Origin of the sequence: Streptomyces sp. SAT1 (assembly GCF_001654495.1) — a bacterium.
Taxonomy (GTDB): Bacteria; Actinomycetota; Actinomycetes; order Streptomycetales; family Streptomycetaceae; genus Streptomyces; species Streptomyces andamanensis.
Map to the genome: position 1 here is coordinate 394310 of NZ_CP015849.1, position 25053 is coordinate 419362.

23 protein-coding genes and 1 pseudogene are annotated in these 25053 nt (G+C 73.5%); 15 read left to right on the top strand and 9 right to left on the bottom strand.

The window, feature by feature from the left end; translation table 11 throughout:
• Positions 1 to 101: 101 nt before the first annotated feature.
• Entirely contained in the window at positions 102 to 1544 is a 1443-nt protein-coding gene (gene argG, locus A8713_RS01605) for an argininosuccinate synthase (RefSeq protein ID WP_064531047.1), read from the bottom strand.
• Positions 1545 to 1811: 267 nt separating this feature from the next.
• On the opposite strand from argG, the pseudogene A8713_RS34010 reads away from it, so the two are divergent.
• Positions 1812 to 2102: pseudogene (locus A8713_RS34010) on the top strand (MFS transporter); the annotation flags it as partial.
• A gap of 77 nt (positions 2103 to 2179) precedes the next feature.
• On the opposite strand, the gene A8713_RS01615 reads toward A8713_RS34010, so the two are convergent.
• The gene (locus tag A8713_RS01615) at positions 2180 to 3250 is read right to left on the bottom strand and encodes a LacI family DNA-binding transcriptional regulator (RefSeq protein WP_064531049.1); all 1071 of its coding nucleotides are present in this window, start codon (positions 3248 to 3250) and stop codon (positions 2180 to 2182) included.
• Between the two features lie 198 nt (positions 3251 to 3448).
• Here A8713_RS01615 and A8713_RS01620 point away from each other — a divergent pair, with 198 nt between their 5' ends.
• The 5 genes from A8713_RS01620 to A8713_RS01640 all read left to right on the top strand — a co-directional run bounded on the left by A8713_RS01620 (position 3449) and on the right by A8713_RS01640 (position 10890).
• Entirely contained in the window at positions 3449 to 5011 is a 1563-nt protein-coding gene (locus A8713_RS01620; RefSeq protein WP_064531050.1) for a purine-cytosine permease family protein, read from the top strand.
• 83 nt (positions 5012 to 5094) lie between these two features.
• Positions 5095 to 6864 (top strand): adenine deaminase C-terminal domain-containing protein, encoded by a 1770-nt coding sequence (locus A8713_RS01625; protein ID WP_064531051.1) that lies wholly within the window; start codon positions 5095 to 5097, stop codon positions 6862 to 6864.
• Positions 6865 to 6890: 26 nt separating this feature from the next.
• Positions 6891 to 7922, top strand: coding sequence for an adenosine deaminase (add, locus tag A8713_RS01630; protein ID WP_064531052.1), 1032 nt, complete (start codon positions 6891 to 6893; stop codon positions 7920 to 7922).
• A 93-nt stretch (positions 7923 to 8015) separates the two neighbouring features.
• Positions 8016 to 9827, top strand: coding sequence for a serine/threonine-protein kinase (locus A8713_RS01635; RefSeq protein ID WP_064531053.1), 1812 nt, complete (start codon positions 8016 to 8018; stop codon positions 9825 to 9827).
• Between the two features lie 124 nt (positions 9828 to 9951).
• Positions 9952 to 10890, top strand: a complete 939-nt coding sequence (locus tag A8713_RS01640; RefSeq protein WP_064531054.1) for a DUF4232 domain-containing protein — start codon at positions 9952 to 9954, stop codon at positions 10888 to 10890.
• Between the two features lie 43 nt (positions 10891 to 10933).
• On the opposite strand, the gene A8713_RS01645 is transcribed toward A8713_RS01640, so the two are convergent.
• Positions 10934 to 11530: an HDIG domain-containing metalloprotein gene (locus tag A8713_RS01645; RefSeq protein ID WP_064531055.1), complete on the bottom strand. Its 597-nt coding sequence runs from the start codon at positions 11528 to 11530 to the stop codon at positions 10934 to 10936.
• A 251-nt stretch (positions 11531 to 11781) separates the two neighbouring features.
• Here A8713_RS01645 and A8713_RS01650 point away from each other — a divergent pair, with 251 nt between their 5' ends.
• The 8 genes from A8713_RS01650 to A8713_RS01685 all read left to right on the top strand — a co-directional run bounded on the left by A8713_RS01650 (position 11782) and on the right by A8713_RS01685 (position 18408).
• Positions 11782 to 11982 carry a hypothetical protein gene (locus A8713_RS01650; protein ID WP_064531056.1) on the top strand — a complete coding sequence of 67 codons (201 nt, stop codon included), beginning with the start codon at positions 11782 to 11784 and terminating at the stop codon, positions 11980 to 11982.
• Between the two features lie 323 nt (positions 11983 to 12305).
• The gene (locus A8713_RS01655; RefSeq protein ID WP_079158794.1) at positions 12306 to 13286 is read left to right on the top strand and encodes an urea transporter; all 981 of its coding nucleotides are present in this window, start codon (positions 12306 to 12308) and stop codon (positions 13284 to 13286) included.
• A 4-nt stretch (positions 13287 to 13290) separates the two neighbouring features.
• Positions 13291 to 13596, top strand: coding sequence for an urease subunit gamma (locus A8713_RS01660; RefSeq protein ID WP_018566573.1), 306 nt, complete (start codon positions 13291 to 13293; stop codon positions 13594 to 13596).
• Between the two features lie 38 nt (positions 13597 to 13634).
• Entirely contained in the window at positions 13635 to 14057 is a 423-nt protein-coding gene (locus tag A8713_RS01665; protein WP_064531057.1) for an urease subunit beta, read from the top strand.
• Positions 14057 to 15781 carry an urease subunit alpha gene (gene ureC / locus A8713_RS01670; RefSeq protein ID WP_064531058.1) on the top strand — a complete coding sequence of 575 codons (1725 nt, stop codon included), beginning with the start codon at positions 14057 to 14059 and terminating at the stop codon, positions 15779 to 15781. The genes A8713_RS01665 and ureC overlap by 1 nt, the downstream gene beginning before the upstream one ends.
• A gap of 107 nt (positions 15782 to 15888) precedes the next feature.
• Entirely contained in the window at positions 15889 to 16575 is a 687-nt protein-coding gene (locus A8713_RS01675; protein WP_064537182.1) for an urease accessory protein UreF, read from the top strand.
• A gap of 190 nt (positions 16576 to 16765) precedes the next feature.
• Entirely contained in the window at positions 16766 to 17470 is a 705-nt protein-coding gene (gene ureG / locus A8713_RS01680; protein ID WP_237305283.1) for an urease accessory protein UreG, read from the top strand.
• A gap of 59 nt (positions 17471 to 17529) precedes the next feature.
• On the top strand, positions 17530 to 18408 hold the full coding sequence (locus tag A8713_RS01685) for an urease accessory protein UreD (RefSeq protein ID WP_173860948.1): 879 nt from the start codon (positions 17530 to 17532) through the stop codon (positions 18406 to 18408).
• Between the two features lie 25 nt (positions 18409 to 18433).
• Here A8713_RS01685 and A8713_RS01690 read toward each other — a convergent pair whose 3' ends face one another.
• From A8713_RS01690 to A8713_RS01700, 3 genes are all read right to left on the bottom strand, one after another.
• Complete coding sequence (locus A8713_RS01690) at positions 18434 to 19093, bottom strand: GntR family transcriptional regulator (RefSeq protein ID WP_064531060.1); 660 nt, start codon at positions 19091 to 19093, stop codon at positions 18434 to 18436.
• 120 nt (positions 19094 to 19213) lie between these two features.
• On the bottom strand, positions 19214 to 19939 hold the full coding sequence (locus A8713_RS01695; protein ID WP_064531061.1) for an aspartate/glutamate racemase family protein: 726 nt from the start codon (positions 19937 to 19939) through the stop codon (positions 19214 to 19216).
• 26 nt (positions 19940 to 19965) lie between these two features.
• A complete protein-coding gene (locus A8713_RS01700) occupies positions 19966 to 21450 on the bottom strand; it encodes an NCS1 family nucleobase:cation symporter-1 (RefSeq protein ID WP_064531062.1) in 1485 nt (494 codons plus the stop codon).
• Positions 21451 to 21695: 245 nt separating this feature from the next.
• Between A8713_RS01700 and A8713_RS01705 the strand changes: the two genes are divergently transcribed.
• Positions 21696 to 22898 (top strand): cysteine desulfurase-like protein, encoded by a 1203-nt coding sequence (locus A8713_RS01705; RefSeq protein WP_064531063.1) that lies wholly within the window; start codon positions 21696 to 21698, stop codon positions 22896 to 22898.
• A gap of 39 nt (positions 22899 to 22937) precedes the next feature.
• On the opposite strand, the gene A8713_RS01710 is transcribed toward A8713_RS01705, so the two are convergent.
• Genes A8713_RS01710 through A8713_RS01720 form a run of 3 tightly spaced genes read right to left on the bottom strand, consistent with a single transcriptional unit; the run spans position 22938 to position 25019 of the window.
• Positions 22938 to 24086: a zinc-binding dehydrogenase gene (locus A8713_RS01710; RefSeq protein ID WP_064531064.1), complete on the bottom strand. Its 1149-nt coding sequence runs from the start codon at positions 24084 to 24086 to the stop codon at positions 22938 to 22940.
• Positions 24083 to 24385, bottom strand: coding sequence for a putative quinol monooxygenase (locus A8713_RS01715; protein WP_064531065.1), 303 nt, complete (start codon positions 24383 to 24385; stop codon positions 24083 to 24085). The genes A8713_RS01710 and A8713_RS01715 overlap by 4 nt, the downstream gene beginning before the upstream one ends.
• A gap of 7 nt (positions 24386 to 24392) precedes the next feature.
• Positions 24393 to 25019, bottom strand: a complete 627-nt coding sequence (locus tag A8713_RS01720) for a glycerol-3-phosphate responsive antiterminator (RefSeq protein WP_064531066.1) — start codon at positions 25017 to 25019, stop codon at positions 24393 to 24395.
• Between the last annotated feature and the right edge of the window lie 34 nt (positions 25020 to 25053).

The window sequence follows — 25053 nt, forward strand, 5'->3', positions numbered from 1 at the left end:
GGGACCGGCACCCGGCCGTACGGCGGGAGGGCCCGGCGCCGGGTGGCGCCGGGCCCTCCCGCCGGGGCCGATGTCCGCCGCTGTCCGCGGGCGGTGTGCCGTCAGTCCGTGCCGGACTCCATGGCGGCCCGGTCCAGCATCTCGTCGTCGGAGCCCTCGCCGCGGGAGGCGATGGCCTCGGCGCCGCCCTCGGGCATGCTGCCGATCAGACCGGTCGCGGCGGCCTGGGCGGCGCCGATGGCGGGGGTGCCGCTGCCGATCAGGCCGATCGCCGCGTACTGCTCCAGCTTGGCGCGCGAGTCGGCGATGTCGAGGTTGCGCATGGTGAGCTGGCCGATCCGGTCCACCGGGCCGAACGCCGAGTCGACGGTGCGCTCCATGGAGAGCTTGTCCGGGTGGTAGCTGAACGCGGGGCCCGTGGTGTCCAGGATCGAGTAGTCCTCACCGCGGCGCAGCCGCAGGGTCACCTCGCCGGTGACGGCCGCGCCGACCCAGCGCTGGAGCGACTCGCGGACCATCAGCGCCTGCGGGTCCAGCCAGCGGCCCTCGTACATCAGGCGGCCCAGGCGGCGGCCCTCGGTGTGGTACTGGGCGAGGGTGTCCTCGTTGTGGATCGCGTTGACCAGGCGCTCGTAGGCGGCGTGCAGCAGGGCCATGCCGGGCGCCTCGTAGATGCCGCGGCTCTTGGCCTCGATGATCCGGTTCTCGATCTGGTCCGACATGCCCATGCCGTGTCGGCCGCCGATGGCGTTGGCCTCCATGACCAGGTCGACCGGGGAGGCGAACTCCTTGCCGTCGATGGTCACCGGGCGGCCCTGGTCGAAGCCGATCGTCACGTCCTCGGTGGCGATCTCGACCTCGGGGTCCCAGAACCGTACGCCCATGATGGGCTCCACGGTCTCCACGCCGGTGTCCAGGTGCTCCAGCGTCTTGGCCTCGTGGGTGGCGCCCCAGATGTTGGCGTCGGTGGAGTATGCCTTCTCCGTGCTGTCACGGTAGGGGAGGTCGTGGGCGAGCAGCCACTCCGACATCTCCTTGCGGCCGCCCAGCTCGGTCACGAAGTCCGCGTCCAGCCAGGGCTTGTAGATCCGCAGCTGCGGGTTGGCGAGCAGGCCGTAGCGGTAGAACCGCTCGATGTCGTTGCCCTTGAAGGTCGAGCCGTCGCCCCAGATCTGGACGTCGTCCTCCAGCATCGCCCGCACCAGGAGCGTGCCCGTGACCGCGCGGCCGAGCGGGGTGGTGTTGAAGTAGGAGCGCCCGCCGGAGCGGATGTGGAACGCACCGCAGGTGAGCGCGGCAAGGCCCTCCTCGACCAGCGCGGCACGGCAGTCGACCAGACGCGCGACCTCGGCGCCGTAGGTCTTCGCACGGCCGGGCACCGAGGCGATGTCGGGCTCGTCGTACTGGCCGATGTCGGCGGTGTACGTGCACGGGACGGCGCCCTTGTCGCGCATCCACGCGACGGCGACCGAGGTGTCGAGGCCGCCCGAGAAGGCGATACCGACGCGCTCGCCGGCCGGAAGGGAGGTGAGGACCTTTGACATAGGAAGAGTATGCACCCTTACGCATGACCATGCAAAGCCGCCTGTCCGCGCGCCGCCCTCACCGGCACACCCGTCGGCGACGACGTCGTCGCGATGGACGGCCCGCTCGGGACGTCGCCGGTCTCCGAGCCGAGTCCGAGAGACGCTGCGGCGGGCCGGCCCCGCCACGCTTGACCGGGTCCGGCGAGGGGCCCGCCGCCATCGGTCCAATGGGCAGCGCGGCGGGTGCAGCGCGGTCGCCGAAAGTCTGATCGCCGCGGCGCTCGCGTACGCGGGTTCGGGGCCGGCTTCATCAACCCGGCGCTGGGGGCGGTCCTCTTCGAGCGGGTGCCGCGCCGCATGCTCGGCCGGGTCAACGCCCTCGGTGACTCACCCTCCTGGTCCGGGATCCCGCTCGGCGGCCTGGTCGCCGGGGCGGCGGTGACCGCCGTCGGACTGGCGCCGGTGCTGTTCGTCTGCGGGGCCGCGTACCTCCTCACCACGAACCTGGCGGGGCTCCGGCCGGAATGGCGTGAGATGGACCGTGCGCGGGGGCGCGTCGCCGCGGGTGGTGCCTGAGCCCGGGGGCGGCGGGAACCCGCGGGTGCCCGGTCGTGGAGATCCGCGAGCGTGCCGTGCGGCCCCGCGGGCCGCGGTCAAGTGCGGTCGGCACTCCCCCGCACCGGCCTGGTCGAGGCCCGGGGCAGCAGTTTCGCCGGGACCAGGCGGTGGCGGGGGGCGGTGCCGGGCGCCGGTGGGTGGCGGATCACGTCGATGAGGAGTTCCGCGGCCTGCCGGCCGATCTCCTCGGGAGCGAGGTCGAGGGCGGTGAGGGCGGGCCGGGCACCGCGGGCGAACTCCCCGTCGGCGCCGACCACGATCTGCACGTCGTCCGGGACGGTGAGACCGAGTTCCCGGCACACGGCCACGGCGGCGAAGCCGAACTTCTCCATCACGACGTAGAGGGCGTCGGGCCGGCCGGGGCGGGTGAGCAGGCGCCGGGCGGCGGCCGTGGAGTCGGTGCCGGGCTCGGCGCGGTCCATGAGGACGGGACGCCCGGTGCGGGCGCACCAGTCGCGGTAGGCGCTCGCCGCGTCCTCGTCGTAGGACTGGCCGGTGGATCCGGTGAGCAGCCCGATGCGGCGGGCCCCGGTGGCGGCGAGGTGGTCGAAGGCGGAGACGGCGCAGGTGGACAGTTCGTTGTCGACCGAGGGGAAGGTGTCCTTGCGGGACAGGTCGCGGCCGGTGGTGACGACGGGCACGCCCATGGCGGAGAGCCGGGTGAGCAGCGGGTCGTCGGTGAGCGGGTCGATGACGATCGTGCCGTCCAGCGGCAGCGAGTCGAAGGGGCGGCCGTCGAGCGAGGGCGGCACCAGCACCAGCGAGTACTCGTGCGCCATCGCCGTCCAGGTGGCCGCGTTGACGATCTTGACGAAGTACTCGATGTCGGTGATGCCGCCCTCGACGGCGGTGCGGTGGGTCAGGCCGAGCAGCCCGGTGCGGGCGCCGCGCAGGCCGCGCGCGTTGGGGTTGGCGCGGTAGCCGATCTCGGCCGCGACCGCGAGGACGCGGGCGCGGGTCTCGGCGCCGACCCGGCCCACTCCGTTGAGCGCGTGCGAGGCGGTGGTGACGGAGACACCGGCCCGGCGGGCGACCTCGCGCAGCCCGCCGCCCCCCTTGGCCGCACGCGGCGTGCGGTGGCTGGTCGGCTCTGTGACGTCTGGCATGCGGCGAGCCTACCGGTTGACTGCCAAAACGTTTGGGCAGTACCGTCCACCTCATTGCCAAAACGATTGGGCAGCGTCGCCCGGCTTTTTGCCAAAACGTTTCGGCACCTCTTCCGGCCACGCGCCGGACCTCCCCGTACGCCTGCCCGTCCCGTCCCTCCAGGCCGGGGCGCGAGTCCGCAAAGGACGCCTGCACCCATGGCCGAGGCCAATGCCGCCGCCCCGCCGGGACCGCCCGGGACCTCCGCGCCCGCCGGTTCTCCCGGACTCTCCGCGTCCACTCCGTCCGCCGCGTCCGGCGCATCTGCCGCCTCCGGTGCTTCCGGTGTCTCCGGTGTCTCCGGTGTCTCCGGTGTCTCCGTCTTCACGGTCGAGCAGCGCGGCATCGACGCCGTGCCCGCCGAGGAGCGCCAGGGCGGCCCGAGCCGGCTGCTCGGCCTGTGGGCCGGGACCAACACCACCGTCTTCACCGTGGTCTACGGGGCGCTCGTCGTCTCCTTCGGGCTGTCGTTCTGGTACGCGGTCGCGCTGATCGTCGTCGGCAATGTGCTCGGCTTCGCGGTCACCGGTCTCACCAGCCTCCAGGGGCCGCGCACCGGCACCTCCACGCACTCCGTCTCCCGGGCCGCGTTCGGCCCGCGCGGCGGGAAGCTCCCGGCCCTGCTGAGCTGGGTGATGCTCGTCGGCTTCGAGGCGGGCGGCATGGTGCTGATCGTGCTCGCCGGGCTCGCCCTGCTCGGCCAGGCCGGCATCACCGCCACCACACCCGTGAAGGTGCTCGTCATCGCCGCCGCGGCCGGGCTCCAGATGCTGCTGCCGCTGGCCGGCTACCACCTGATCATGAAGGTGCAGAAGTACTTCGCCTGGATCTTCGCCGCGATGTTCGCGGTCATGGCCGTCCTCGTCTTCCCGAAGGCCGACCTCGCCGGCCACGGCCAGGCGCCCTCCCTGGTGACCGTCTCCCTGGTCCTCGCGATGGTCACCGCCTCGGGCGGCCTGTCCTGGGCGGACATGGGCAGCGACTACTCGCGCTACCTGCCGGCCGACTCCCGGCCCCGCAAGGTGTTCGCCTGTGCCGCGCTCGGCGGCATGGTGCCCAACGTCCTGCTCCAGATCCTCGGCGCCGCCGTCGCCACCGCGACCACCGACGCCGCCGACCCGGTCTCCGGGCTGCCGCAGATCCTGCCCGGCTGGTTCACCACCCCGTACCTGCTGCTGGCGATCGTCTCGCTGCTCGCCGTGAACACCACGGACATGTACTCCTCCGGGCTGAACCTGCTGGCCGTCGGTCTGCCCGTCAAGCGCTGGATGGTCGTCTTCGTCGACCTCTCGCTGTGCACCGGCATCACCCTCTGGGCGGTCTTCTCCGCCGACTTCTACACCCTGCTCTCCGACTTCCTCAGCCTCATCGTGCTCTGGCTCGCCCCCTGGGCCGCCGTCTACCTGACCGACTGGGCGCTGCGCCGGGGCCGCTACGACGTGCCCTCGCTGTTCCCCGACGGGGCCGGCCGCAAGGGCGTCTACTGGCACAAGGGCGGCGTCCGCCCGGCCGGACTGCTCGCCGTGCTGCTCGGCTGCGCCGCCGCCGTGCTCTGGGTCGACTCGGCCGTCTTCACCGGTCCGCTCTCGCGCGCGGCGGGCGGCCTGGACCTCTCCGTGTTCGCGGGCGCCCTGGTCGCCGGGGGCGTGTACTGGCTGCTGGCCCGCCACACCGTACGCGCCGAAGCCGCGACCGTGCCCGTGCCCGCGGCCACCGCCTGAGCCGACCGGGCACCTCCGGCACCTCACGCACCTCGCACTCGATCCCGTCTCTCCTGTCTTCCTCGTCCTCTGGAGCCACCCCCATGAACCACCCCACCCTGCGCCAGCTCATCGACGCCTCCGAGGGCGTGACCAAGGCGGACCGCGTCATCCGGGGCGGGCAGCTCGTCAACGTCTGCACCGGCGAGATCTACCCGGCCGACGTCGCCGTCACCGGCGACCGCATCGCCGCGACCGGTGACGTGAGCGCGTACGTGGGGCCGGACACCGAGATCGTCGACGCGAGCGGCAAGTACCTGACGCCGGGGCTCATCGACGGGCATCTGCACCTGGAGTGCTCCAAGCTGTCGGTGACGATGTTCGCCGACGCGGTCGTCCGGTACGGCACCACCTCGGTCGTCTCCGGGCTCGACCAGTTCCTCGTGGTCGCCGGCCTCGACGGGGTGCGCGAGGCGCTGCGCGAGGCGGAGGCCGGCCCCATGAAGATCTTCTGGGGCGCCCCGTTCAAGACGCCCTACACGCTGCCCGAGACGACGGTCGGTTTCACCTTCGGGCCCGACGAGCACGCCGAGACGCAGGGCTGGGCGGACTGCTTCGGCGTGTGGGAGACGGTCGCCGAGTTCGTCCTCAACCGTGACGAGAAGGTGCTGCGCGCCCTCGAACTGGCCCACCGCAACCGGCTGCCCGTCTTCGGCTGCGCCCCGATGGCCGCGCCGACCACCGTCAACGCCCTGTCCGCCGCCGGTGTCCGCCTCGACCACGAGAGCTACACCGCCGAGGAGGCACTGCTGAAGCTGCGCGCGGGCATGTCGCTGCTCATCCGGGAGTCCTCGGTGGCGCACTTCATGAACGAGAACGTGCGCACCGTCACCGAGTTCGGCGCCCAGTCGCGGCGCGTGGGCTTCTGCACGGACGACATGCATGTCGCCGACATCCTGCGCGAGGGCCACCTCGACAAGCTGGTCCGCATGGCGATCGCCGCGGGTGTCCGGCCCGTCGAGGCGATCCAGATGGCGACGCTCAACTGCGCCGAGATGTACCGCATCGACCACCTCGTCGGCTCGCTGACGCCGGGCCGCTACGCGGACGTGCTGATCATCGACTCCCCCGAGTCCTTCCTGGTGGAGCAGGTGTTCGCGCGCGGGAAGCTCGTCGCGCGCGACGGCCGTACGACCGAGGCGCCGCGCGCCCCCGAGCGTTCCGCCGCCCTCTCCCCCGCCTTCCGGGTGAAGCCGCTCACCGGCGAGTCGATCGGGGTGGCGGCCGAGGGCGACGAGGCCCGGGTGCTGGTGGTCGAGATGGACCGCACGGTGCCGTTCGTGCGCAAGGGCGTGGAGCTGACGCTGCCGGTCGTGGACGGCACGGTCCGCGCCGACCCGGCGCAGGACGCCCTGTACGTCACGGTCTCCGAGCGCTACGGGAAGAACGGCGGCGGGACCGTCACCGCGATGATCAACGGGTTCGGCCTGCGCTCCGGCGCGATCGCCTCCTCCGCCGCCCCCGACGACAACAACATCGTCTGCGTGGGCGCCGACCGCGCCGACATGGCCCTCGCGGTGAACCACCTGGCCGAGCGGGGCGGCGGACAGGTCGTCGTGGACGGCGGCGAGATCAAGGAGTTCCTGCCGCTGCCGGTGGCCGGCATCGTCGCCGACCTCGCCCCGGAGGAGATGGCCGCGGCCGAGGACCGCCTGGAGGCCGCCGCGCGTGCCCTCGGCTGCGCGCTGCCGTCCGCCTTCGGCTATCTGATCTTCCTGGAGATCACCGCCATCCCCGAGTACGCCGTCACCGACCTGGGCGTCGTCAACTACCACACCCAGGACGTCGTCGACATCGTCCGCCCCGCCAACTGACCTCACCCGCCGAGGAGTTCCCCGTCATGACCACCGCTCCCGCACCCGTGGACGCGTTCGTCGCCGGCCTGCCCAAGTGCGAGCTGCACCTGCACATCGAGGGCACGCTGGAGCCCGCCCTGAAGTTCGCGCTGGCGCAGCGCGGCGGCATCGCGCTCCCGTACGCCGACGAGAGCGCGCTGCGCGCCGCGTACGACTTCCACGACCTGCCCGGCTTCCTCGCCGTCTACTACGAGGGGATGTCCGTGCTCCGCACCGAGCAGGACTTCTACGACCTGGCGGCGGCCTACGCGGCCAAGGCGCACTCCCAGAACGTGCGGTACGCGGAGATCTTCTTCGACCCGCAGGCGCACACCGCGCGCGGGGTCGCCTTCGACACCGTCGTGCGCGGACTGACCCGGGCCCTGGACGACGCCGAGCGCGCCACCGGGTTCCGGGGCCGGCTGGTGATGTGCTTCCTGCGCGACTTCCAGGCCGAGTTCGCGATGGCCACGCTGGTGCAGTCGCTGCCGTACAAGGAGTGGATCGTCGGCGTCGGGCTGGACTCGGACGAGGCGGGCAACCCGCCGGTGAAGTTCCGCGAGGTGTTCGCCCGCGCGCGGGCCGAGGGCTACCGGCTGACGATGCACTGCGACGTCGACCAGGAGAACTCCACCGAGCACATCCGCCAGGTGGTCGAGGAGATCGGGGCCGACCGCATCGACCACGGCGTGAACGCCCTGGAGGACCCGGCCCTGCTCGCCCGGATCCGGGAGCGCGGTCTCGGGCTGACCGTGTGCCCGATCTCCAACGCCCATGTCACCGACGGCATGAAGGCCGCCGAGATCCGCGCGCTGCTCGACGCGGACGTGAAGGTGACGGTCAACTCGGACGACCCGGCGTACTTCCCGGGCTATGTCGCGGAGAACCTGGCCGCCCTGCGCGGTCCGGCGGAGCTGTCCGACGCCGACCTGGTGCGGCTCCAGCGCAACGCCATCGAGATCTCCTGGGCGGCGCCCGCCGTGCGCGAGGAGTTCCTCGCGGAACTGGCGGCGTACGCGGAGAACGCCGGACGGTGACCTCCGGCCCGGCCGGGCCCCGCTCCGCCGGGGCGGGGTCCGGCGGGCGGCCCGGTGCCGGTGGTGTCACAGGTGTCTCGTAGGCTCGGTTCCATGAGCGAGGGGGGTTCCGTGCGGCGGGTCATCGACGGCCGCTTCGAGCTGGAGGCACGGCTCGGCGGCGGAGGCATGGGCACGGTCTGGCGGGCGCGCGACCTGGTGCTCGACCGGGTCGTGGCGCTCAAGGAGGTACGGCCGCCCGACCCCACGCTCGCGGAGTACGACCCGCGGGCGGCGGCCCTGCTGCGCGCCCGGGTCCTGCGCGAGGCCCGCGCCCTGGCCCGCGTCGACCACCCCAACGTCGTCACCATCCACCATGTGGTCGACGCCGGCGAAGGCACCTATCCCTGGCTCGTGATGGAGCTGGTGACCGGCGGCTCGCTCGCCGACCGCCTCGCCCGGGGCCCGATGGAGCCGCGGGAGGCGGCGCGCCTGGGCCGTGACGTCCTCGCCGCGCTGCGCGCCGCCCACGAGGCGGGCGTCGAGCACCGCGACGTCAAGCCCGCCAACGTGCTGCTGCGGCCGGACGGGCGTCCGGTCCTCACCGACTTCGGCATCGCGGCCGTCCGCGAGGCGACCGCGCTCACCGCGACCGGCTCGGTCATCGGCACCCCTGACTACATGGCGCCCGAGCGGGTCTCCGGCGACGAGGGCGGTCCCGGGGCGGACCTGTGGTCGCTGGCGATGATGCTGTACGTCGCCGTGGAGGGCCGACACCCGCTGCGCCGGGCCTCGACGCTCGCCACCCTGGCGGCCGTCCTCAACGAACCGCTCCCGCCGCCCGAACGGGCCGGCGTGCTCACCCCGTTGCTGACCGCCGTGCTGGTCAAGGACCCCGCCGCGCGCCCCGGTCCGGCGGCGGTCGACGCGATGCTCGCCGCGGCGGCCGAGGACGGGCCGCCCGCCGCCGGTGCCCCGTCCGGCCCCGGCCCCGCGGCGGGTGCGGGGGCCACCGCCACCTCGTACCCCCTGGCTCCGCCCGCGTCGGGCGGCCCCGGCGCGACGACCGCCTCCGCCTCCGTCCGGGACGCCGTCCCCGTCCGGACGGTCCAGGACGCCGCCCCCGGACGGCCGGCGCCCGGCCCCGGCCCGGGGCGGTCGGTGCCCGGCGGTGACCCCGGGCGGCCGGTGCCGGACGGTCGCGGCCCGCGTCCCCCTTCCGGGGCGTCCTGGCCCGGCAAGCGGCGGTGGTTCGCGCTCGGTGCCTCCGTCACCGTGACCGCGCTCGCGGTCACCCTGCTGTGGACGTTCCTCCCGGACGGCGACTCCGCCGACGCGGGCGACCGCGGCGGCGGCCCGGCCGCGACCGCCTCGGACAGGTCCACGCCGGGCACGTCCACGCCGGGTCCGTCCGCGTCGTCCGCCGCGAGCGGCACCGGGACGGCACCGTCCGCGCGGACCGAGGACACCGACCTGCTGACCCCGGCCGGCATCCGCTCCGCCGTGCGGGCGCTCAAGACCGCGACGGGCACGGACCGGATGAGTTCCTTCGTCGTCTACTCCGACCACGCGTCGGCCAGTGTGATGGTCGCGGGCAGCAAGACCCGCTACGACAACTGGACCTACCGCCCCGGCGAGGGCGCGCGCAAGGGCATCATCAGCGGCACGGTGACCCCCTTGGAGAGTCCGTTCGACATCGACGACCTCGACTGGGACGCCGTCCCCGCGCTGCTGAAGCAGGCGGACAAGGTCCTGAACGTGCAGGAGGTGTCGAGCCGTTACGTCGATGTACGGGCCCCCAACCCGACGTGGGACACCCCGCTCGGCATGGCCGTCTATCTGAGCAACAAGTATCACGAGAGCGGCTACCTCGAAGCGACCGCCCGCGGCCGGGTCACCCGGACGATGCCCAACGACAAGGACTGAGGCGCCCGGCCGGGGCCGGAGGCCGGGACCGCAGCCGCGCGTGCCCTGACGTCGTGACAGCTCCGTGACTCCGAACGTGCCGTGCGTCACAGCCCCGGGGCGGCGCGGGTGATCGACTTGGCCCATGCGCCGCGCTCTCCTCGTCCTCCCCGCCGCCCTCGCCGCCGGCGGGCTGATGCTCACGGCCTGCGGCACGGGGCAGTCCGCCGCCCCGGGCTCCGGCGCCGCGCCCGGACAGTCCTCCCCCGCCTGCGCCGTGGCCGCCCCGTCCGGCACCCCCGACACCGGCGCGAACCCCGACTACACGGCGACGGACAGGGTGAGGACCGTGATCGAGGACGGCTGCCCGGCGTTCGAGGTCACCAACGGCACACGGCAGGCCCTCACCTACACGATCACCTACCAGCTGCTCACCAACTCCGCGACGGCCCAGGTGAGTGCGGTCCAGACGGTGACTCCGGTCGCGCCAGGCCGTACCGTGCGGCGCACGGTGGACCCCGGCGTGCTGCCGCCGGGCTCGGACGGCGTGGCACAGGTGCGGGTGATCAAGGTGAGGAGCGTCCCCACCGCCGAGGCGCCGGCCGAAACAGGCCCCTGCCCGCCGTCCGGGGTGCGCGTCTACGCCGACCGGGGCGACGCCGCCATGGGGCTGCGCGTCGTCGGGCTGCATCTGGCGAACTGCGGGACGCGCGCCTACCGGCTCGACGGCTATCCGCAGCTACGGCTGTTCGACCAGCGGCACCGGCCGGTCGACGGTGTGCGCGTCCTGCACGGCGGCGCCGCGATCGCCACCGGGACCGGCGCCGACGGCGAGCCCAGGCCCGTGGTGCTGGCGCCCGGGGAGAGCGCGCGTGCGACGCTGGTCTGGCGCAACACCACGGGCCTGGAGAGCGATCCCGTCAACGCGCCCTATGTGAGAGTGGTCGCCGGGCCCGGCGCCGCCCCCGTGACCGTGACCCCCGAACTGGACCTCGGCACCACGGGGAAGCTCGGCACCGGTGCCTGGCAGAAGGACGCGACACCCGACCGGCCCGCCACCCGCGGCCCGGGGGCCACCGGGTGAGCGGCCCCTTCGCACGACCGCTGCGCCACGGCCTGGGCGGGCCTCACCGCACGGCGTGTCCGAAGCGCGCGGCGAGCGCGCGCACATCGGGCTCGCCGAACTCCGCGCGCAGCCGCTCGAAGGAGCGGACCTTGTCCGCGCCGAACCGGACGACGTGGCGCGCGTAGGCCGCCGCCGTCAGGAAGGCCGGCGGCGCGGTCTTGCTGTGGAACTTGTCCGCGTACATCACCGCCCGCTCCTCCATGGTGTCCGCGAGGTAGTCCCCGGGCGGCAGCGGGAGCCGCTGGGCGCGGACGTCGTGTGCGGTGAGGCCGACGCCGGTGTGGTGGGAGCAGAAGCGGCACAGTTCCTCCGGCAGCCCTTCCCCGCGCAGCAGTTCGTGCCCCAGCACGCCGTGCCGGATGTAGTCAGCGCCGTCCAGGGTGCCGTCGGGGCCGTAGAGCCGGTAGACGCCGATGTCGTGGAGGAGCGCACCGGCCAGCGCCAGCTCGGTGTCGGCGCGCACCGGGGCGCGGGCGAGCAGTTCACGGGTGATGTGCCGCACGATCACGCAGTGCGTGTGCACGAGCTCGAACGCCTCCTGCGTCGGGGCATGCCGCAGGTGCAGCGCGCGGATCTCTTCCGCTCCGGGGAGGGCCACGACGGGAGCCTAGCTTCCCGGTTCCCGGTTCCCGGTTCCGGGGAGCGTCTTCGTGCGCCGTCCCCGCGCGCCCGGGTCCGCAGGGCCGGGTGTGCCGTGCGCCCTGCGCGGCGGCGCTCCCTCCACTGATCCGCGCCCCGTCCCGGGAGCACCCACCCGGTTCAGCCTCTACACCGGCCGCTACCCGCGCCGTACCCGGGGCGGATCTGCTGCGCGGCGAGGACCTGCCCGAGCGGTACCTGTTCTGGCGGGTGCGCGGCAACCGGGAGCTGCGGCGCGGCCGTTGGGAGTACTACCGGGACGCGGACGGCCGGGACCAGCTGTACGACCTCGTCGCGGACGCCCGCGAACAGGCCGACCTCGCCGCGGGCCGGCCGGCGCTGCTCGCCGGGCCGAGGTCCGCCTGGGAGCGGATCGACGGCGCTCTGCTGCTGCCCTGGCCGGCGGCCTGAGCGGCGAGTCGGCGGGCGGTGTGCCGACCGAGTCCTCCCGGCGCGGCGCGCCCGCCCTTCACGCTTTGGTCGGTTTTTCTCCCGGAAACCCCCAAGGGCGTGCCAAGGTTTCGAATCCATGATCAAGTTCTGTCCGGGCGGCCGCCGTTCCCACCCCCGTTCAACAGCGGCGATCTCCAACCGTAACCGCGCTGTCACATCGTGCTGGTGAGATTCCCCCGTCAGGTCCAGGCGTAGCCTTCAACAAGTTGTTGATCACGCAGCTTCTCGCCGTGCGTCAGCGTTCGTTGGTGCCCCGAGATGTTCCCTGACGAGGAGAAGGCATGCCTGCAGGAGGGCGGGGTGGACAGTCCGGAGGCTGGGTTCCCGCCGATGTGGGACGGCTGGGACGGCTGGGACAGCTGGGACAGACCCACTTGCGGGGCATCGCGCAGGTCGCCCTCAGTCCCAGTGCCTGGACCGGACTGCTGTTCGCGCTCGCGCTGTTCGCGGGCGGCTGGCGCGTCGGCGTCTACGGACTGCTCGGCGTGGTCTCGTCCACCGCGGCCGCCGCGGTCCTGGGCGCCGACCGGAGCGGACTGGCCAAGGGCCTCGAGGGCTACTGCGGTTGCCTCACCGCCATCGCGGTCGTCGTCCGGCTCGGCGCCTCGTGGCGGACCGCCGTGCTCGCCGTGCTCGCCGCCGCGGTGTGCGCGGTGATCGGCGCGGCGGCCGGGAGGCTGCTCGGCCGGGTCGGGCTGCCCGCGCTGACGGCCCCCTTCTGCCTGGTCGCCGGGGTGCTGGCGATCGCCCTGCCCACGGCACCGGCCGCCGCGGCGCCGCCGGTCGTCGCGGACGGCTTCACCGCCCTGTCCGCCGCGGAGTTCGGCCGGGCCTGCTGCGACGGCATCGCGCAGATCTTCCTGCTCGACCAGTGGTACGCGGGCCTGATCCTGCTCGCGGGGCTGCTCGTGGCCTCCCGCACCGCCGCCGTCGCCGCGGTCTGCGGCAGCGTCGTCGCGGTCCTCACCGCCTGTGCCATGGGCCTGCCCGCCGACCGGATCGAGGCCGGTCTGTACGGCTACAACGCGGTCCTGGTGGCGATCGCCCTGGCCGCCACCTTCCTGCCCCTCACCCCGTGGACCGCCGGGTACGCCGCGCTCGCCGCCGTGGCCTCGGTGCCCTTCACCGCCGCCTGGCAGGCGTTCGCCCAGCCGTCCGGCGGGTCCCCCTTCACCTGGCCGTTCGTCGTGACGACCTGGCTCTTCCTCGCGGCCGTTCCAGCCCTGGACCGGCCCGGCATCTCGTTGGAGAAAGCGAAGTGACGCCATGAACCTCGCACCGCGCGAAATCGACAAGCTCCACGTCTACGTGGTGGCGGACCTGGCCCGCCGCCGCCGGGCCCGGGGCACCAAGCTCAACTACAGCGAGGCCGCCGCGCTGATCACCGAGGCCGTCCTGGAGGCCGCGCGCGACGGGCACACCGTGGCCGAGTGCATGGAGCTGGGCCGCAAGGTCGTCACCGCCGACGACGTCATGCCCGGGGTGCGCGAGATGCTCACCGTCCTCCAGGTCGAGACGGCGTTCGTGGACGGGACCAAGCTCGTCACCTGCCACGACCCCATCAGCGCCTGAGACCCGCCTGATTCACCGCCTGGAACTAGGAGACAACGATGTCGGGTGGAGCCCACTACCTCTACGGGGACGACCCCGTGGAGATCAACCCCGGTAGGGCGAAGGCCAGTCTGACCGTCGCCAACACCGGCGACCGCGCCGTGCAGATCGGCTCGCACTACCACTTCTTCGAGGTCAACCGCGCCCTGCGGTTCGACCGCGAGGCCGCCTACGGCATGCACCTGGACATCCCGTCCGGCACCGCCGTGCGCTTCGAGCCCGGGGACACCCGCGAGGTGGAGCTGGTCGCCTTCGGCGGCACCCGGCGGCTCGTCGGCTTCGCCGCCCTGGTCAACGGCGGTCTCAACGCCGCCGACACCCGGCGTGCCGCCGTGCGCCGCGCCACCGAGCTGGGATTCGCCGCCGCCGGCACCGACCGCGTCACCGACGCCGACACCGAGAACGAGGGGGCCGACCGCTGATGGCGATCATCCCGCGCAAGCAGTACACGGACCTGTTCGGCCCCACCGTGGGCGACCGGTTCCACCTGGCCGACACCAATCTGGTCGTCGAGGTCGAGTACGACCACAACGCCGGTTCCTACGGCGACGAGGCCGTCTACGGCGGCGGCAAGGCCATCCGCGACGGCATGGCCCAGGACCCGGCCGCGCTCAACCGCGAGGGCGCCCTCGACCTGGTGATCACCAACGTCGTGGTGCTCGACCCGGTGCTGGGCGTCGTCAAGGGCGACATCGGCGTCCGCGGCGGTCTGATCGTCGGGGTCGGCAAGGCCGGCAACCCGCATGTGCAGAACGGCGTCGACCCCAAGCTGGTGATCGGCCCCGGCACCGAGGTCGTCTCCGGCGAGCACCTGATCGCCACCGCAGGCGGCATCGACACCCACATCCACTTCATCTCGCCGCAGCAGGCCCAGGAGGGCCTGTCCAACGGCATCACCACCTTCTTCGGCGGCGGCACCGGCCCCACCGACGGCAGCAACGGCACCACCTGCACCCCCGGCCCGTGGAACATCCACCGCATGCTGGAGGCCGTCGAGGACCTGCCGGTCAACGTGGGCCTGCTCGGCAAGGGCAACGGCAGCCTGCCCGAGGCACTGCGCGAACAGGTCGAGGCGGGCGTGGCCGGGCTCAAGGTGCACGAGGACTGGGGCGCCACCCCGGCCACCATCGACACCGCGCTGCGCGTCGCCGACGAGTACGACGTGCAGATGGCCGTCCACACCGACACCCTCAACGAGGGCGGCTTCTTCGAGGACACCCTGTCCGCGATCGACGGCCGGACCATCCACACCTTCCACACCGAGGGCGCGGGCGGCGGCCACGCACCGGACATCATGCGGGTGTCCGGTGAGCCCAACGTGCTGCCGGCGTCCACCAACCCGACGCTGCCGTACACCATCAACTCGGTGGACGAGCTGCTGGACATGGTGATGGTCTGCCACCACCTGTCCCGGGACATCCCCGAGGACGTGTCCTTCGCCGACAGCCGGGTGCGCGCGGAGACCATCGCCGCCGAGACGGTGCTGCACGACCTCGGCGTGATCAGCATCTTCTCCTCCGACTCCCAGGCCATGGGCCGGGTCGGCGAGTCCTTCGCCCGTGCCTTCCAGACGGCGCACCACTGCAAGGAGATGCGCGGCGCGCTGGCCGAGGACGGTTCCCGCAACGACAACGCGCGGGTGCTGCGCTATCTGGCGAAGCTCACCATCAACCCGGCGATCGCGGTGGGCGCGGCCGACGTGATCGGCTCGCTGGAGCCCGGCAAGCTCGCCGACATCGTGCTCTGGCCGATCAACTCCTTCGGCGCCAAGCCCAAGCTGATCATCAAGGGCGGCATGGTGAACTGGGCGCTGATGGGCGACCCGAACGCCTCCCTGCCCACGCCCCAACCGGTGTACTACCGGCCCATGTTCGGCAGCTACGGCCGGGCCAGGTCGCGCACCTCGGTCACCTTCATGTCGCAGGCGTCCATCGCCGCCGGTGTCCCCGGCGAGCTGGGGCTCCAGCGGCGGATCGAGCCGGTGCAGCGCTGCCGCACCGTCGGCAAGCAGCACATGGTCCGCAACGACGCGCTGCCGCGCATCGACGTCGACCCGGAGACGTACAAGGTCACCGTGGACGGCGAACCCGCCACCATCGAGCCGGCCGAGCGCCTTCCGCTCAACCAGCTCTTCTACATCGTCTGACCCCACCCCATGACGGTCCGCGGGGCGCCCGGCGTCCCGCGGTCCCCCGCGGCCGGACGGCGACCGACGGCCCCCCGCAGGAACGGACACCCGGCGTGAACGACCCGATGCCGATCCCGGCGCTGCTGACCGGGCTCCAGCTCACCGACTCGGCCTTCCCCAGCGGCTATTACACCCTCTCGCACGGCCTGGAGGGCTTCCAGCAGGCCCGCGCTGTCACCCCGCGCACCCTGCCCGCGCTCCTCGCGGACCTGCTCCGCCACAGCGTGGGCCCGTCCGACGCCACCGCGCTCGCCCTCACCCACCGCGCGGCCGGCGCGGGCGACTGGGACGAGGTGGTGGCCGTGGAACGGCGGCTGCACGCCACCAAGCTGGGCCGGGAGGCGCGGCAGGCCGCGGTGCGCACCGGGCGGCAGCTGCTCGACCTGGCCGCGGAGGTCTACGGCACGGAGCCGATCGAGCGCTACCGGGAGCTGTACCGGGACGGCGCGGTGCGCGGCTGCCAGCCGGTGGTCGCCGGTGTCGTCCACGCGGGCAACGGGCTCACCGTCGAACAGGCCGTCACCTGCGAGCTGTTCGCCTTCGCGGCCAGTTTCACCGGGGCCGCGCTGCGGCTCCGGCTCACCGACCACCGGCGGGCGCAGGTGGTGCTGCACGGCGCCGCCCCGGTGATCGAGGAGACCGTGGCGGCGGCCCTGGGCCGCGAGCTCGCCGACCTCGGCGGCTGCGTCCCGGTGGCCGACGTCATGGCGGGCCGTCACGAACGCGCCGAGGCACGGCTGTTCGCGAGCTGAGACCCCCGGCCGCCCGTCGCCGCCTCCCCCCTCCCCCGTCCCTACGTCCCTACGTCCCTACGTCCCTACGTCCCTACGTCCCTACGTCCCTACGTCCCTACGTCCCTACGTCCCTACGTCCCTACGTCCCTACGTCCCTACGTCCCTACGTCCCTACGTCCCTACGTCCCTACGTCCGACAAGGATCACCATGCACGACCCCACCCAGGTCAAGGGCTCCCACCACCACGACGACGACCTCGTCCGGCGCACCCCCGACGGTGTGCTGCGCGTGGGCGTCGCCGGGCCGGTCGGCTCCGGCAAGACCGCGCTGATCGAGGCGCTGGTCCCGGTGCTGATCGGGCGCGGCCGCACCCCGGCCGTGATCACCAACGACATCTACACCTCCGAGGACGCCGCGCACGTACGGCGCACCCTGGACGGGATCCTCGCCGCGGACCGCATCGTCGGCGTCGAGACGGGCGCCTGCCCGCACACCGCCGTCCGGGACGACCCGACGATGAACCAGGCCGCCGCCGACGAGATCCTGGAACGCCACCCGGAGGTGGACACGCTGCTCTTCGAGAGCGGCGGCGACAACCTGACGCTCACCTTCAGCCCGGCCCTCGTCGACCTGTTCCTGTTCGTGCTGGACACCGCCGAGGGCGACAAGATGCCCCGCAAGCGCGGTCCGGGCATCACCGAGTGCGAACTCCTCGTCATCAACAAGGTCGACATCGCCCAGTACGTGCGCTGCGACCTGGCGCAGATGGAGTCGGACGCCTACGCGGTACGGCAGGGCCGGCCCGTGGTGCTCACCAACTCCCTCACCGGCGACGGTCTGGACGCCATCGCCGACTTCGTGCTCGCCCACGAGGCCGCCGACCCGGCCGGCGCCCCGGCGGTGTCCGCGTGACAGGGGCGCCCGCGCGGCTGGACCCCGCCCACTACGAACCCCGGCGGGTGCCGGCCCGGATGCGCGAGCTGTCCGGCGCGCCGGACACCCTGGCCGCCGGGCGCCCCGGCAAGGTCGGCCTGCTCGAACTGCGCTACGCCCGGGTCGGCGAGCGCACCGAACTCGTGGACCGCTACCAGAAGTCGCCGTTGCAGATCATGCGGCCCCTGTACGTGGACCCGCTGCGGCCGGACATGCCCGTCACCTATCTGATGTCCACCGGGGGCGGCATCGTGCAGGCCGACCGCAACCGCATCGACATCGACTGCGGAGCGGGCACCGCCGTGCACCTGACGACGCAGGCGGCCACCAAGCTGCACCGGACGGAGTTCGACCACGCCACCCAGGTCGTCCACCTGACCGCCGGGGCGGAGAGCTACGTCGAGTACCTGCCCGACCCGCTGATCCCCTACCGGGACGCCCGCTTCTACCAGCAGACCCTGGTGACCGCCGATCCGACGGCCACCGTGCTGCTGGGCGAGACGGTCACGGCGGGCCGGCTGGCCCGCGGTGAACGGCACGCCTACCGGCTGCTCTTCAGCGACCTGGAGATCACCCGCCCGGACGGCGAGCCGCTGGTGGTGGACACCGTACGCCTGGATCCGGGCGAGGCGGGCCCGGTGACCGGGCCCGCGGTCTTCGGCGGCCACGACCTGATGGCCACCCTGCATGTGCTGACCCCGCTCGCCCCGGCGGCCGAGGTCGCCGACACCCTGCACGAGGCCCTGCGCGCCGCCGGGCCCGCCTTCGGTGTGAGCGTGCTGCCCGAGGACTGCGGTGCCTGGGTCCGGATCATGGGCAGCGACCCGCCCGCGGTGGCCCGCGCCCTGCGCGGGGCCTGGGACGCGGTGCGCCGCCTGCTCATCGGCGTCCCGGCTCCGGACCTGCGCAAGACCTGACCCGGGGGTCCGGCGGCGTGGCCGTTCAGGTGTCGCCGCGGGTGTCGTGGGCGCGGTGGCCCAGGGCCGCGGTGCGGCCGGTGGCCAGGTGGTGCAGGACGAGGGCCTCGACGCGGGCGACGTCGCGGGCCGCGATCGCCTGGTACAGGGCCTCGTGTTCCCGGGCCACCCCCAGCAGGTCGTCGTGGCGGCCGCGGAACCACCGCATGCGGCTGCTGAGGGCGCGGTCGAGTTCGTTCAGCAGCTCGTTGGCGGCCAGGGTGGTGACGGTCTGGTGGAAGTCGGCCGCCGACCGGCGGGCCCGGACCGCGTCACCGGCGCGGGCCGCCTCCAGCTCGGCGTCCAGGTCGGCGCGCAGCCGCCGCAGACCGTCGCGGGTGTGGCGCTGGGCGGCGAGCCGGAAGGCCAGGGTCTCCAGGGCCGAGCGGACCTCGTCGAGATCGGCGACGTCGCTGGCGGTGAACTCGCGCACCACCGCCCAGGTGCGCGGGCGCGGGGTCACCAGGCCCTCGGACACCAGGGTCTTCAGCGCCTCGCGCACCGGGAGCCGGCTCACGCCGAGCGCCTCGGCCAGTTCGCGCTCCACCAGACGGCTGCCGGGTCCCCGTACCCCGTCGAGGATCTCGTCGCGCAACTGCCGGGTCACCCGCTCGGACTCGGGCATGAAGTCCCCTGGCTCCGTCATCTTCGTCCTTCGTCCGCCGTTCGCCGCGGCACCGGCCGGGTCCGTGCGGACGCGCGGCGGGGCGGCCCGTCAGGATACCCCGGGGCCGCGGTGGCGCCGGGCGTGCCGTGACCGGCGGGATCAGGCCGTGCGCGGCGGCCAGTTGGCGAGCTTCTTGGGCCGCGGCGGGGCGTAGGTGCGCACCTTGGAGGTGGTGAGGCCGAGCCGGACCAGTGACTCGGCGATCGTCACGGCGGCGCTCACCCCGTCGACGACCGGGACCCCGGTGCGCTCGGCGACCTGCCCGGCGAGGCCGGCCATGCCTCCGCAGCCCAGGCAGATCACCTCGGCGCGGTCGTCCGTCACCGCGCGCAGGGCCTGTTCGGTGATGGCGTCGGCGGCGGCGCGCGGGTCGCGTTCGAGGTCGAGCACGGGCAGCCCGGTGGCCCGTACGGAGGCGCAGCGGGCGCTCAGTCCGGCCACGTCGAGGCGTTCCTCGATCAGCGGGACCGTGCGGTCGAGGGTGGTGACGACGGAGTAGCGGCGGCCGAGGAACCGGGCGGTGCTCGCCGCGGCCTCGGTGATGTCGACGACGGGGACGTCCAGCAGTTCCTGGAGCCCCTCGCGGCCGTGCTCGCCGTATCCGGCCTGGATGACCGCGTCGTAGGGGCCGGGGTGGGCGCGCACGGTCTCCATGACGGCGACGGCGGCGAGGTAGCTCTCGTAGTTGCCCTCGACGGACTCCGCGCCGAAGGCGGGGGTCAGCGGGACGATCTCGGTGCCCGGACCGGCCGCTTCGGCGGCCTGCGCGCCGATGGCGTCGGTGAGGGACCGGGTGGTGTTGACGTTGACCACGAGGATGCGCATGGCGGGGTGCCTTCTGTTCGGTGGGGCTATTCCGCGGCGACGGCGATGGCCTCGCCGTCGAGGTCGCGGACGGGTGCGGAACGGTCGGCGACGGCCGTGTGGAGCAGGGCGGCGAGGAGGGCGCCGACGAACCAGGAGAAGCCGGCCAGGGCGTGGAAGTACGGCACCAGGGCGACGGTGACGGCCGCGGCGGCGCTCGGCAGGAACGCGGCGACGGCGCGCGGGTTGTAACCGCGGCGGTAGTGGTAGTCGGCGTCCGGGTCCTCGGTGTAGAGCGCGGGCACGTTCACCCGCGTCTTCCGCAGCAGCCAGTAGTCGGCCATGATCACGCCGAACAGCGGGCCGAGGAGTGCGCCGAGGCCGCCGAGGAAGTAGTTGACGACGACCGGGCTGTCGTACAGGTTCCAGGGGGTGATCACCAGACCGAGGGCCGCGCTGACCAGGCCCGCCCGCCGGAAGTCGAGCCTGCGGGGGAACAGGTCGACCAGGGCGTAGATGGGCGCCACGAAGTTGGCCAGCAGGTTGACCGCCACGGTGAGGGCGATCAGGGCGAGCGAGGCCAGGACCAGCAGGAACATGTGGGGGACGGTGCGGACGATGTCCGTGGGGCTGGTGATGACGCGGCCGTCCAGCGTGAACTGGGCTCCGCTGAGGACGGCCACGATGCAGGCGAAGAAGAGCATGTTCACGGGGATGCCGACGATGTTGCCGCGGACGATGGCGGCGCGGCTGCGCGCGGAGCGGGTGAAGTCGCAGAAGTTGAGGACGAACGTGCCGTAGACGACCACCCACAGGGCGGCGGCCTGGAAGACCTGGAGCCACATGGCGCCGCCGGTGAGCGGGGCGCCGTCGTCGAGGGAGACGGAGCCGCCCGCGCGGACGAACATCCACACCGCGAGCGCGCACATGGTGAGCAGGGTGGTGGGCGCGGCGAAGGCCATGTAGCGGCGGATCATCCGCATGCCGTAGCTGACGATGAGCACCTGGAGCGCCCACAGCGCCAGGAAGGTGATCCAGCCCAGGGTGGACTGGCCGAGCAGGGAATTGGTGTCCAGGCGGCCCAGCGAGGGGATGAGCGCGACCAGGAGGATGCTCAGGACGGACGAGGCGAGATAGGTCTGGATACCAAACCAGGTGATGGCGACGACCCCGCGGACGGCGGCCGGTATCTTCGCGCCCCTGACGCCGAAGGCGATCCGGCCCATGACGGGGAAGGGGACTCCGGTCCGGTGGCCCATGAAGCCGGAGAGGGTCAGCAGGAGGAAGAGCAGGACGGAGGCGAGCGCGAAGGCGGCCAGGATGCCCCACACGTTCAGACCGAGGGCGAACAGGCCGAGGGCGAAGGCGTAATTGCCCAGGCTGTGCACGTCGTTGGCCCACAGGGTGAAGACGTTGTAGGCGCCCCAGCGGCGCCCTTCCCGCTTCGTGGGGGCGAGGTCGCGGGTGTAGAGGGCGGAGCTGGTGGCCATGGTGCCGCTCTGCACGGACGACCGGTCCTCCAGGGCAGTCATGCAGGACTCCTGGGATCGTGGGGCGGGGGACGAGAGGGGTTCGTGATTCCGCGGAACGGAAGAGCGCTTCCGGGTGGACCAGAACGTAATGAGCGCCGAAGAGCACCGTCAAGAGTCAGGACGGAAAAATGGAATACCATTTTTCATGGTGCCCGCCCCTGCCCGGGAGCGGTCCTGGCTGCGATCATGGGGGCGCCGCGTCAGCCGACGCCGCCCGGAGCCGTCCGCGCCCATCAGGAGTTCCCATGGCCCTCGACGTCGACGCGATCCGCGCGCGGATCCCCGCCCTGAAGTCCGGCTCGGCGCGTTTCGACGCGCCCGGCGGCACCCAGACACCGCAGCCCGTCATCGACGCCGTCGCCGAGGCCCTGTCCCGCCCGCTGGCCAACCGGGGCCGCACCACCGAGGGCGAGCGCAACGCGGACGGCATCGTCACGCGGGCGCGCGGCGCGCTGGCCGATCTGCTCGGCGCCGACCCGCGGGGTGTGGTCTTCGGCCGCAGCGCCACCCAGCTGACCTACGACCTGTCCCGCACGCTCGCCAGGACCTGGGGACCGGGCGACGAGGTGGTGGTGACGCGCCTGGACCACGACTCCAACATCCGGCCCTGGATCCAGGCGGCCGAGGCGGCCGGCGCGGCGGTGCGGTGCGCGGACTTCGACGCCGACACCGGCGAACTGGACCCCGGGCGGGTGGCGGCGGTGCTCTCCCCGCGCACCCGTCTTGTCGCGCTCACCGCGGCGTCCAACCTCATCGGCACCCGCCCCGACGTCCCGGCCGTCGCCGCGCTGGCGCACGGGGCCGGGGCGCTGCTGCACGTGGACGCGGTGCATCACGCCGCGCACGCGGCGGTGGACCTCGCCGCGCTGGGCGCGGACACCCTGGTGTGCTCGCCGTACAAGTTCCTCGGGCCGCATCTGGGGGTGCTGGCGGCCCGGCCCGAGTTCCTGGAGGGGCTGCGCCCCGACAAGCTGCTGCCGTCCAGTGACGCCGTGCCCGAGCGCTTCGAACTGGGCACGCTGCCCTATGAGTTGCTGGCCGGTGCCGCTGCCGCCGTGGACTTCCTCGCCGGTCTGGACGGCGCTGCGCGAGGCGACCGCCGGGCCCGTCTGACCGCCTCCTTCGCCGCGCTGGAGGCCCACGAGTGCGTACTGCGGGAGCGGATCGAGCGGGGGCTCGCGGACCTCGGCGGGATCACCGTCCACTCGCGTGCGGCGCACCGCACCCCGACGCTGCTGTTCACCGTGGCGGGCCTGCGCCCGGCCGAGGTGTCCGCGCATCTGGCCGGGCACGGCGTGGACGCGCCCGCCGGGTCCTTCTACGCGCTGGAGGCGTCGCGGCACCTCGGCCTGGGCGACGAGGGCGGGGTACGGGTGGGACTCGCGCCGTACAGCAGCGCCGAGGACGTCGACCGGCTGCTGACGGCGCTGGCCCGCCTCCCCCGGTGACGGGCGAAGACGGGCCGGTGTGCGGCGGACCCGGCGGGGTCAGGGCGCGGTCGCGGACAGCAGTCCGGAGGTGTCGACGACCTGGCGCACCGCGCGGCCCGAGGCGAGTTCCTCCAGGGCCGTGTTGAGGCCGTCCAGCGGCAGGGTGTCGGTGTGCAGGTGCTCCACCGGCATCAGGCCGGCGCGCCACAGGCCGAGGAAGCGGGGGATGTCGCGGCGCGGCACCGCGTCGCCCATGTAGGAGCCGACGATGCTCTTGCCCTCGCCGGCGAAGGCCAGCGCGGGCACTTCGAGGGCTCGGCCGGGCGCCGGGAGGCCGACCGGGACGACCGTGCCGCCGCGGCCCACCGCCTCCAGGCAGGCCGCCATCACCTGCGGGCTGCCGACCGCCTCGATGGCCACCTCCGCTCCCCCGCCGGTCAGGTCGCGCACCGCCTCCAGCGCCTCGTCGGGGGCGAAGGCGTGGGTGGCGCCGAGGCGCAGCGCGAGGTCGCGTTTGGCGGGCACCGGGTCGACGGCGACGATCGGGCTCGCGCCCGCGGCGCGGGCCCCGAGCACGGCCGACAGGCCGACCCCGCCGAGCCCGTACACCACGGCGGAGCGGCCGGGGCCCAGGCGTGCGGTGTTGATGGCGGCCCCGGCGCCGGTGAGGACGGCGCAGCCGAACAGCGAGGCCACGGCGAACGGCACATCGGCGGGGATCGGGACCACCGACTCCTGGGCGACCACGGCGTGTTCGGCGAACGCGGAGACGCCGAGGTGGTGGTGGACCCGCTCGCCCGCGGCGTCGGTGAGCAGGGACGGGCCGTGCAGCAGGGCGCCGGAGCCGTTGGCGGCGGCGGCCCGGTCGCACAGGGCGGGCCGGCCCTCGGTGCACCGCGCGCAGTAGCCGCAGCTCGGCACGAAAACGAGCGCCACATGGTCGCCGGGGGCGAGCCGGTCGACCCCGGGGCCGGTCTCCTCGACCACGCCGACCGCCTCGTGGCCCAGGGCCATGGGCAGCGGCCTGACCCGGTCGCCGTTGACGACGGACAGGTCGGAGTGGCACAGCGAGGCGGCGGCCGTGCGCACCCTGACCTCGCCCGCGCGCGGGGCGCCGAGGTCCAGTTCCTCGATCTCGACGGGGCGGGTCTCGCCGTAGGGGCGGCGGCGGGAGACCTCGCGCAGGACGGCGGCGCGGGTCTTCACGCGCTCACCTCCGGGCGGGGCGCGCAGCGCAGCACGTCGCGGCTCTCCAGCAGGGGCACCACCTGGGCGAGGACGATGTCCTGGAAGTGCGCGGCGGCGCAGTGGGCGGTGAAGTCCGCCTCGGTGGCGTACTCCTCGTACAGGGCGAGGGCGCGGGGGTCCTCGGTGCCCTGGTGGACGCGGTAGCCGAGGCAGCCGGGTTCGGCGCGGGAGGCCGCCGCCATCCGGTCCAGGAGGCCGAGCACGGTGTCCTGGCGGCCGGGCAGGCAGCGGTAGCGGGCGATGACGGTGAAGCTCACGGTGGGACTACTCCTGGGGTGCGGGTGGGAGGTGGTCGCGGCGCAGGTGCCACAGGCGGGGGTCGGAGGTGGCGGCGGCGACCGAGCCGAGGGAGAGGGCGAGGGCCACGTCCTCGGCGGTCTCGACGAAACCGGCGGCGACGGACGGCGACAGGGCGCGCCGGGCCTCCTGGCTCATCCGGCCGGTGATCGGCGCGGGCATGATCTCGACCAGGTCGGGGCCGCCGTGCGCGACGGCGTCCAGGCTGCGGCGCAGGTTGGAGCGGTCGGTGACGAAGACCTTCATCATGGTCAGCAGCCCGAGCGGGCGGCCCTTCTCGATGAGGTTGAGCCGGGTGCTGACCACGCCGTGCGCGCCGAGCTCCTTGAGGAACTCCAGCGCGCCGCGGTCCTGGGCCAGTCCCGGGCTGCTGTCCACGTTGACGAACACGATCCGCTGGGCCCGGCCCAGCGCCCCCACGACCTTGGGCAGTTCGCCGACCGCGAAGGAGGCGAGGATGCACACCCTGACGGGGGCCGTCAGGAAGTCCCGCAGGGGTCTGCCGCCCACGACGGACGCGACGACGGGCACGTCGGCGAAGGCGCGGGCGAGGCGCGGGTCGAGGGCGGCGCTGGGCCGGGCGGCGGGGTTCATGGCGGTGGCCTGACTCCTGGGACGGGGTACGCGC

What these genes read in the sequence shown, in the direction of transcription:
- A8713_RS01615 (WP_064531049.1), bottom strand. Translation starts at nt 3,250, where the DNA reads ATGCCAGACGTCACAGAGCCGACCAGCCACCGCACGCCGCGTGCGGCC.
- add (WP_064531052.1), top strand. Translation starts at nt 6,891, where the DNA reads ATGACCACCGCTCCCGCACCCGTGGACGCGTTCGTCGCCGGCCTGCCC.
- A8713_RS01685 (WP_173860948.1), top strand. Translation starts at nt 17,530, where the DNA reads ATGCGCGAGCTGTCCGGCGCGCCGGACACCCTGGCCGCCGGGCGCCCC.
- A8713_RS01705 (WP_064531063.1), top strand. Translation starts at nt 21,696, where the DNA reads ATGGCCCTCGACGTCGACGCGATCCGCGCGCGGATCCCCGCCCTGAAG.
- A8713_RS01720 (WP_064531066.1), bottom strand. Translation starts at nt 25,019, where the DNA reads ATGAACCCCGCCGCCCGGCCCAGCGCCGCCCTCGACCCGCGCCTCGCC.
- A8713_RS01620 (WP_064531050.1), top strand. Translation starts at nt 3,449, where the DNA reads ATGGCCGAGGCCAATGCCGCCGCCCCGCCGGGACCGCCCGGGACCTCC.
- ureG (WP_237305283.1), top strand. Translation starts at nt 16,766, where the DNA reads ATGCACGACCCCACCCAGGTCAAGGGCTCCCACCACCACGACGACGAC.
- A8713_RS01665 (WP_064531057.1), top strand. Translation starts at nt 13,635, where the DNA reads ATGTCGGGTGGAGCCCACTACCTCTACGGGGACGACCCCGTGGAGATC.
- A8713_RS01635 (WP_064531053.1), top strand. Translation starts at nt 8,016, where the DNA reads ATGAGCGAGGGGGGTTCCGTGCGGCGGGTCATCGACGGCCGCTTCGAG.
- argG (WP_064531047.1), bottom strand. Translation starts at nt 1,544, where the DNA reads ATGTCAAAGGTCCTCACCTCCCTTCCGGCCGGCGAGCGCGTCGGTATC.
- A8713_RS01640 (WP_064531054.1), top strand. Translation starts at nt 9,952, where the DNA reads ATGCGCCGCGCTCTCCTCGTCCTCCCCGCCGCCCTCGCCGCCGGCGGG.
- A8713_RS01695 (WP_064531061.1), bottom strand. Translation starts at nt 19,939, where the DNA reads ATGCGCATCCTCGTGGTCAACGTCAACACCACCCGGTCCCTCACCGAC.
- A8713_RS01675 (WP_064537182.1), top strand. Translation starts at nt 15,889, where the DNA reads ATGCCGATCCCGGCGCTGCTGACCGGGCTCCAGCTCACCGACTCGGCC.
- A8713_RS01690 (WP_064531060.1), bottom strand. Translation starts at nt 19,093, where the DNA reads ATGACGGAGCCAGGGGACTTCATGCCCGAGTCCGAGCGGGTGACCCGG.
- A8713_RS01700 (WP_064531062.1), bottom strand. Translation starts at nt 21,450, where the DNA reads ATGACTGCCCTGGAGGACCGGTCGTCCGTGCAGAGCGGCACCATGGCC.
- A8713_RS01655 (WP_079158794.1), top strand. Translation starts at nt 12,306, where the DNA reads ATGCCTGCAGGAGGGCGGGGTGGACAGTCCGGAGGCTGGGTTCCCGCC.
- A8713_RS01625 (WP_064531051.1), top strand. Translation starts at nt 5,095, where the DNA reads ATGAACCACCCCACCCTGCGCCAGCTCATCGACGCCTCCGAGGGCGTG.
- ureC (WP_064531058.1), top strand. Translation starts at nt 14,057, where the DNA reads ATGGCGATCATCCCGCGCAAGCAGTACACGGACCTGTTCGGCCCCACC.
- A8713_RS01660 (WP_018566573.1), top strand. Translation starts at nt 13,291, where the DNA reads ATGAACCTCGCACCGCGCGAAATCGACAAGCTCCACGTCTACGTGGTG.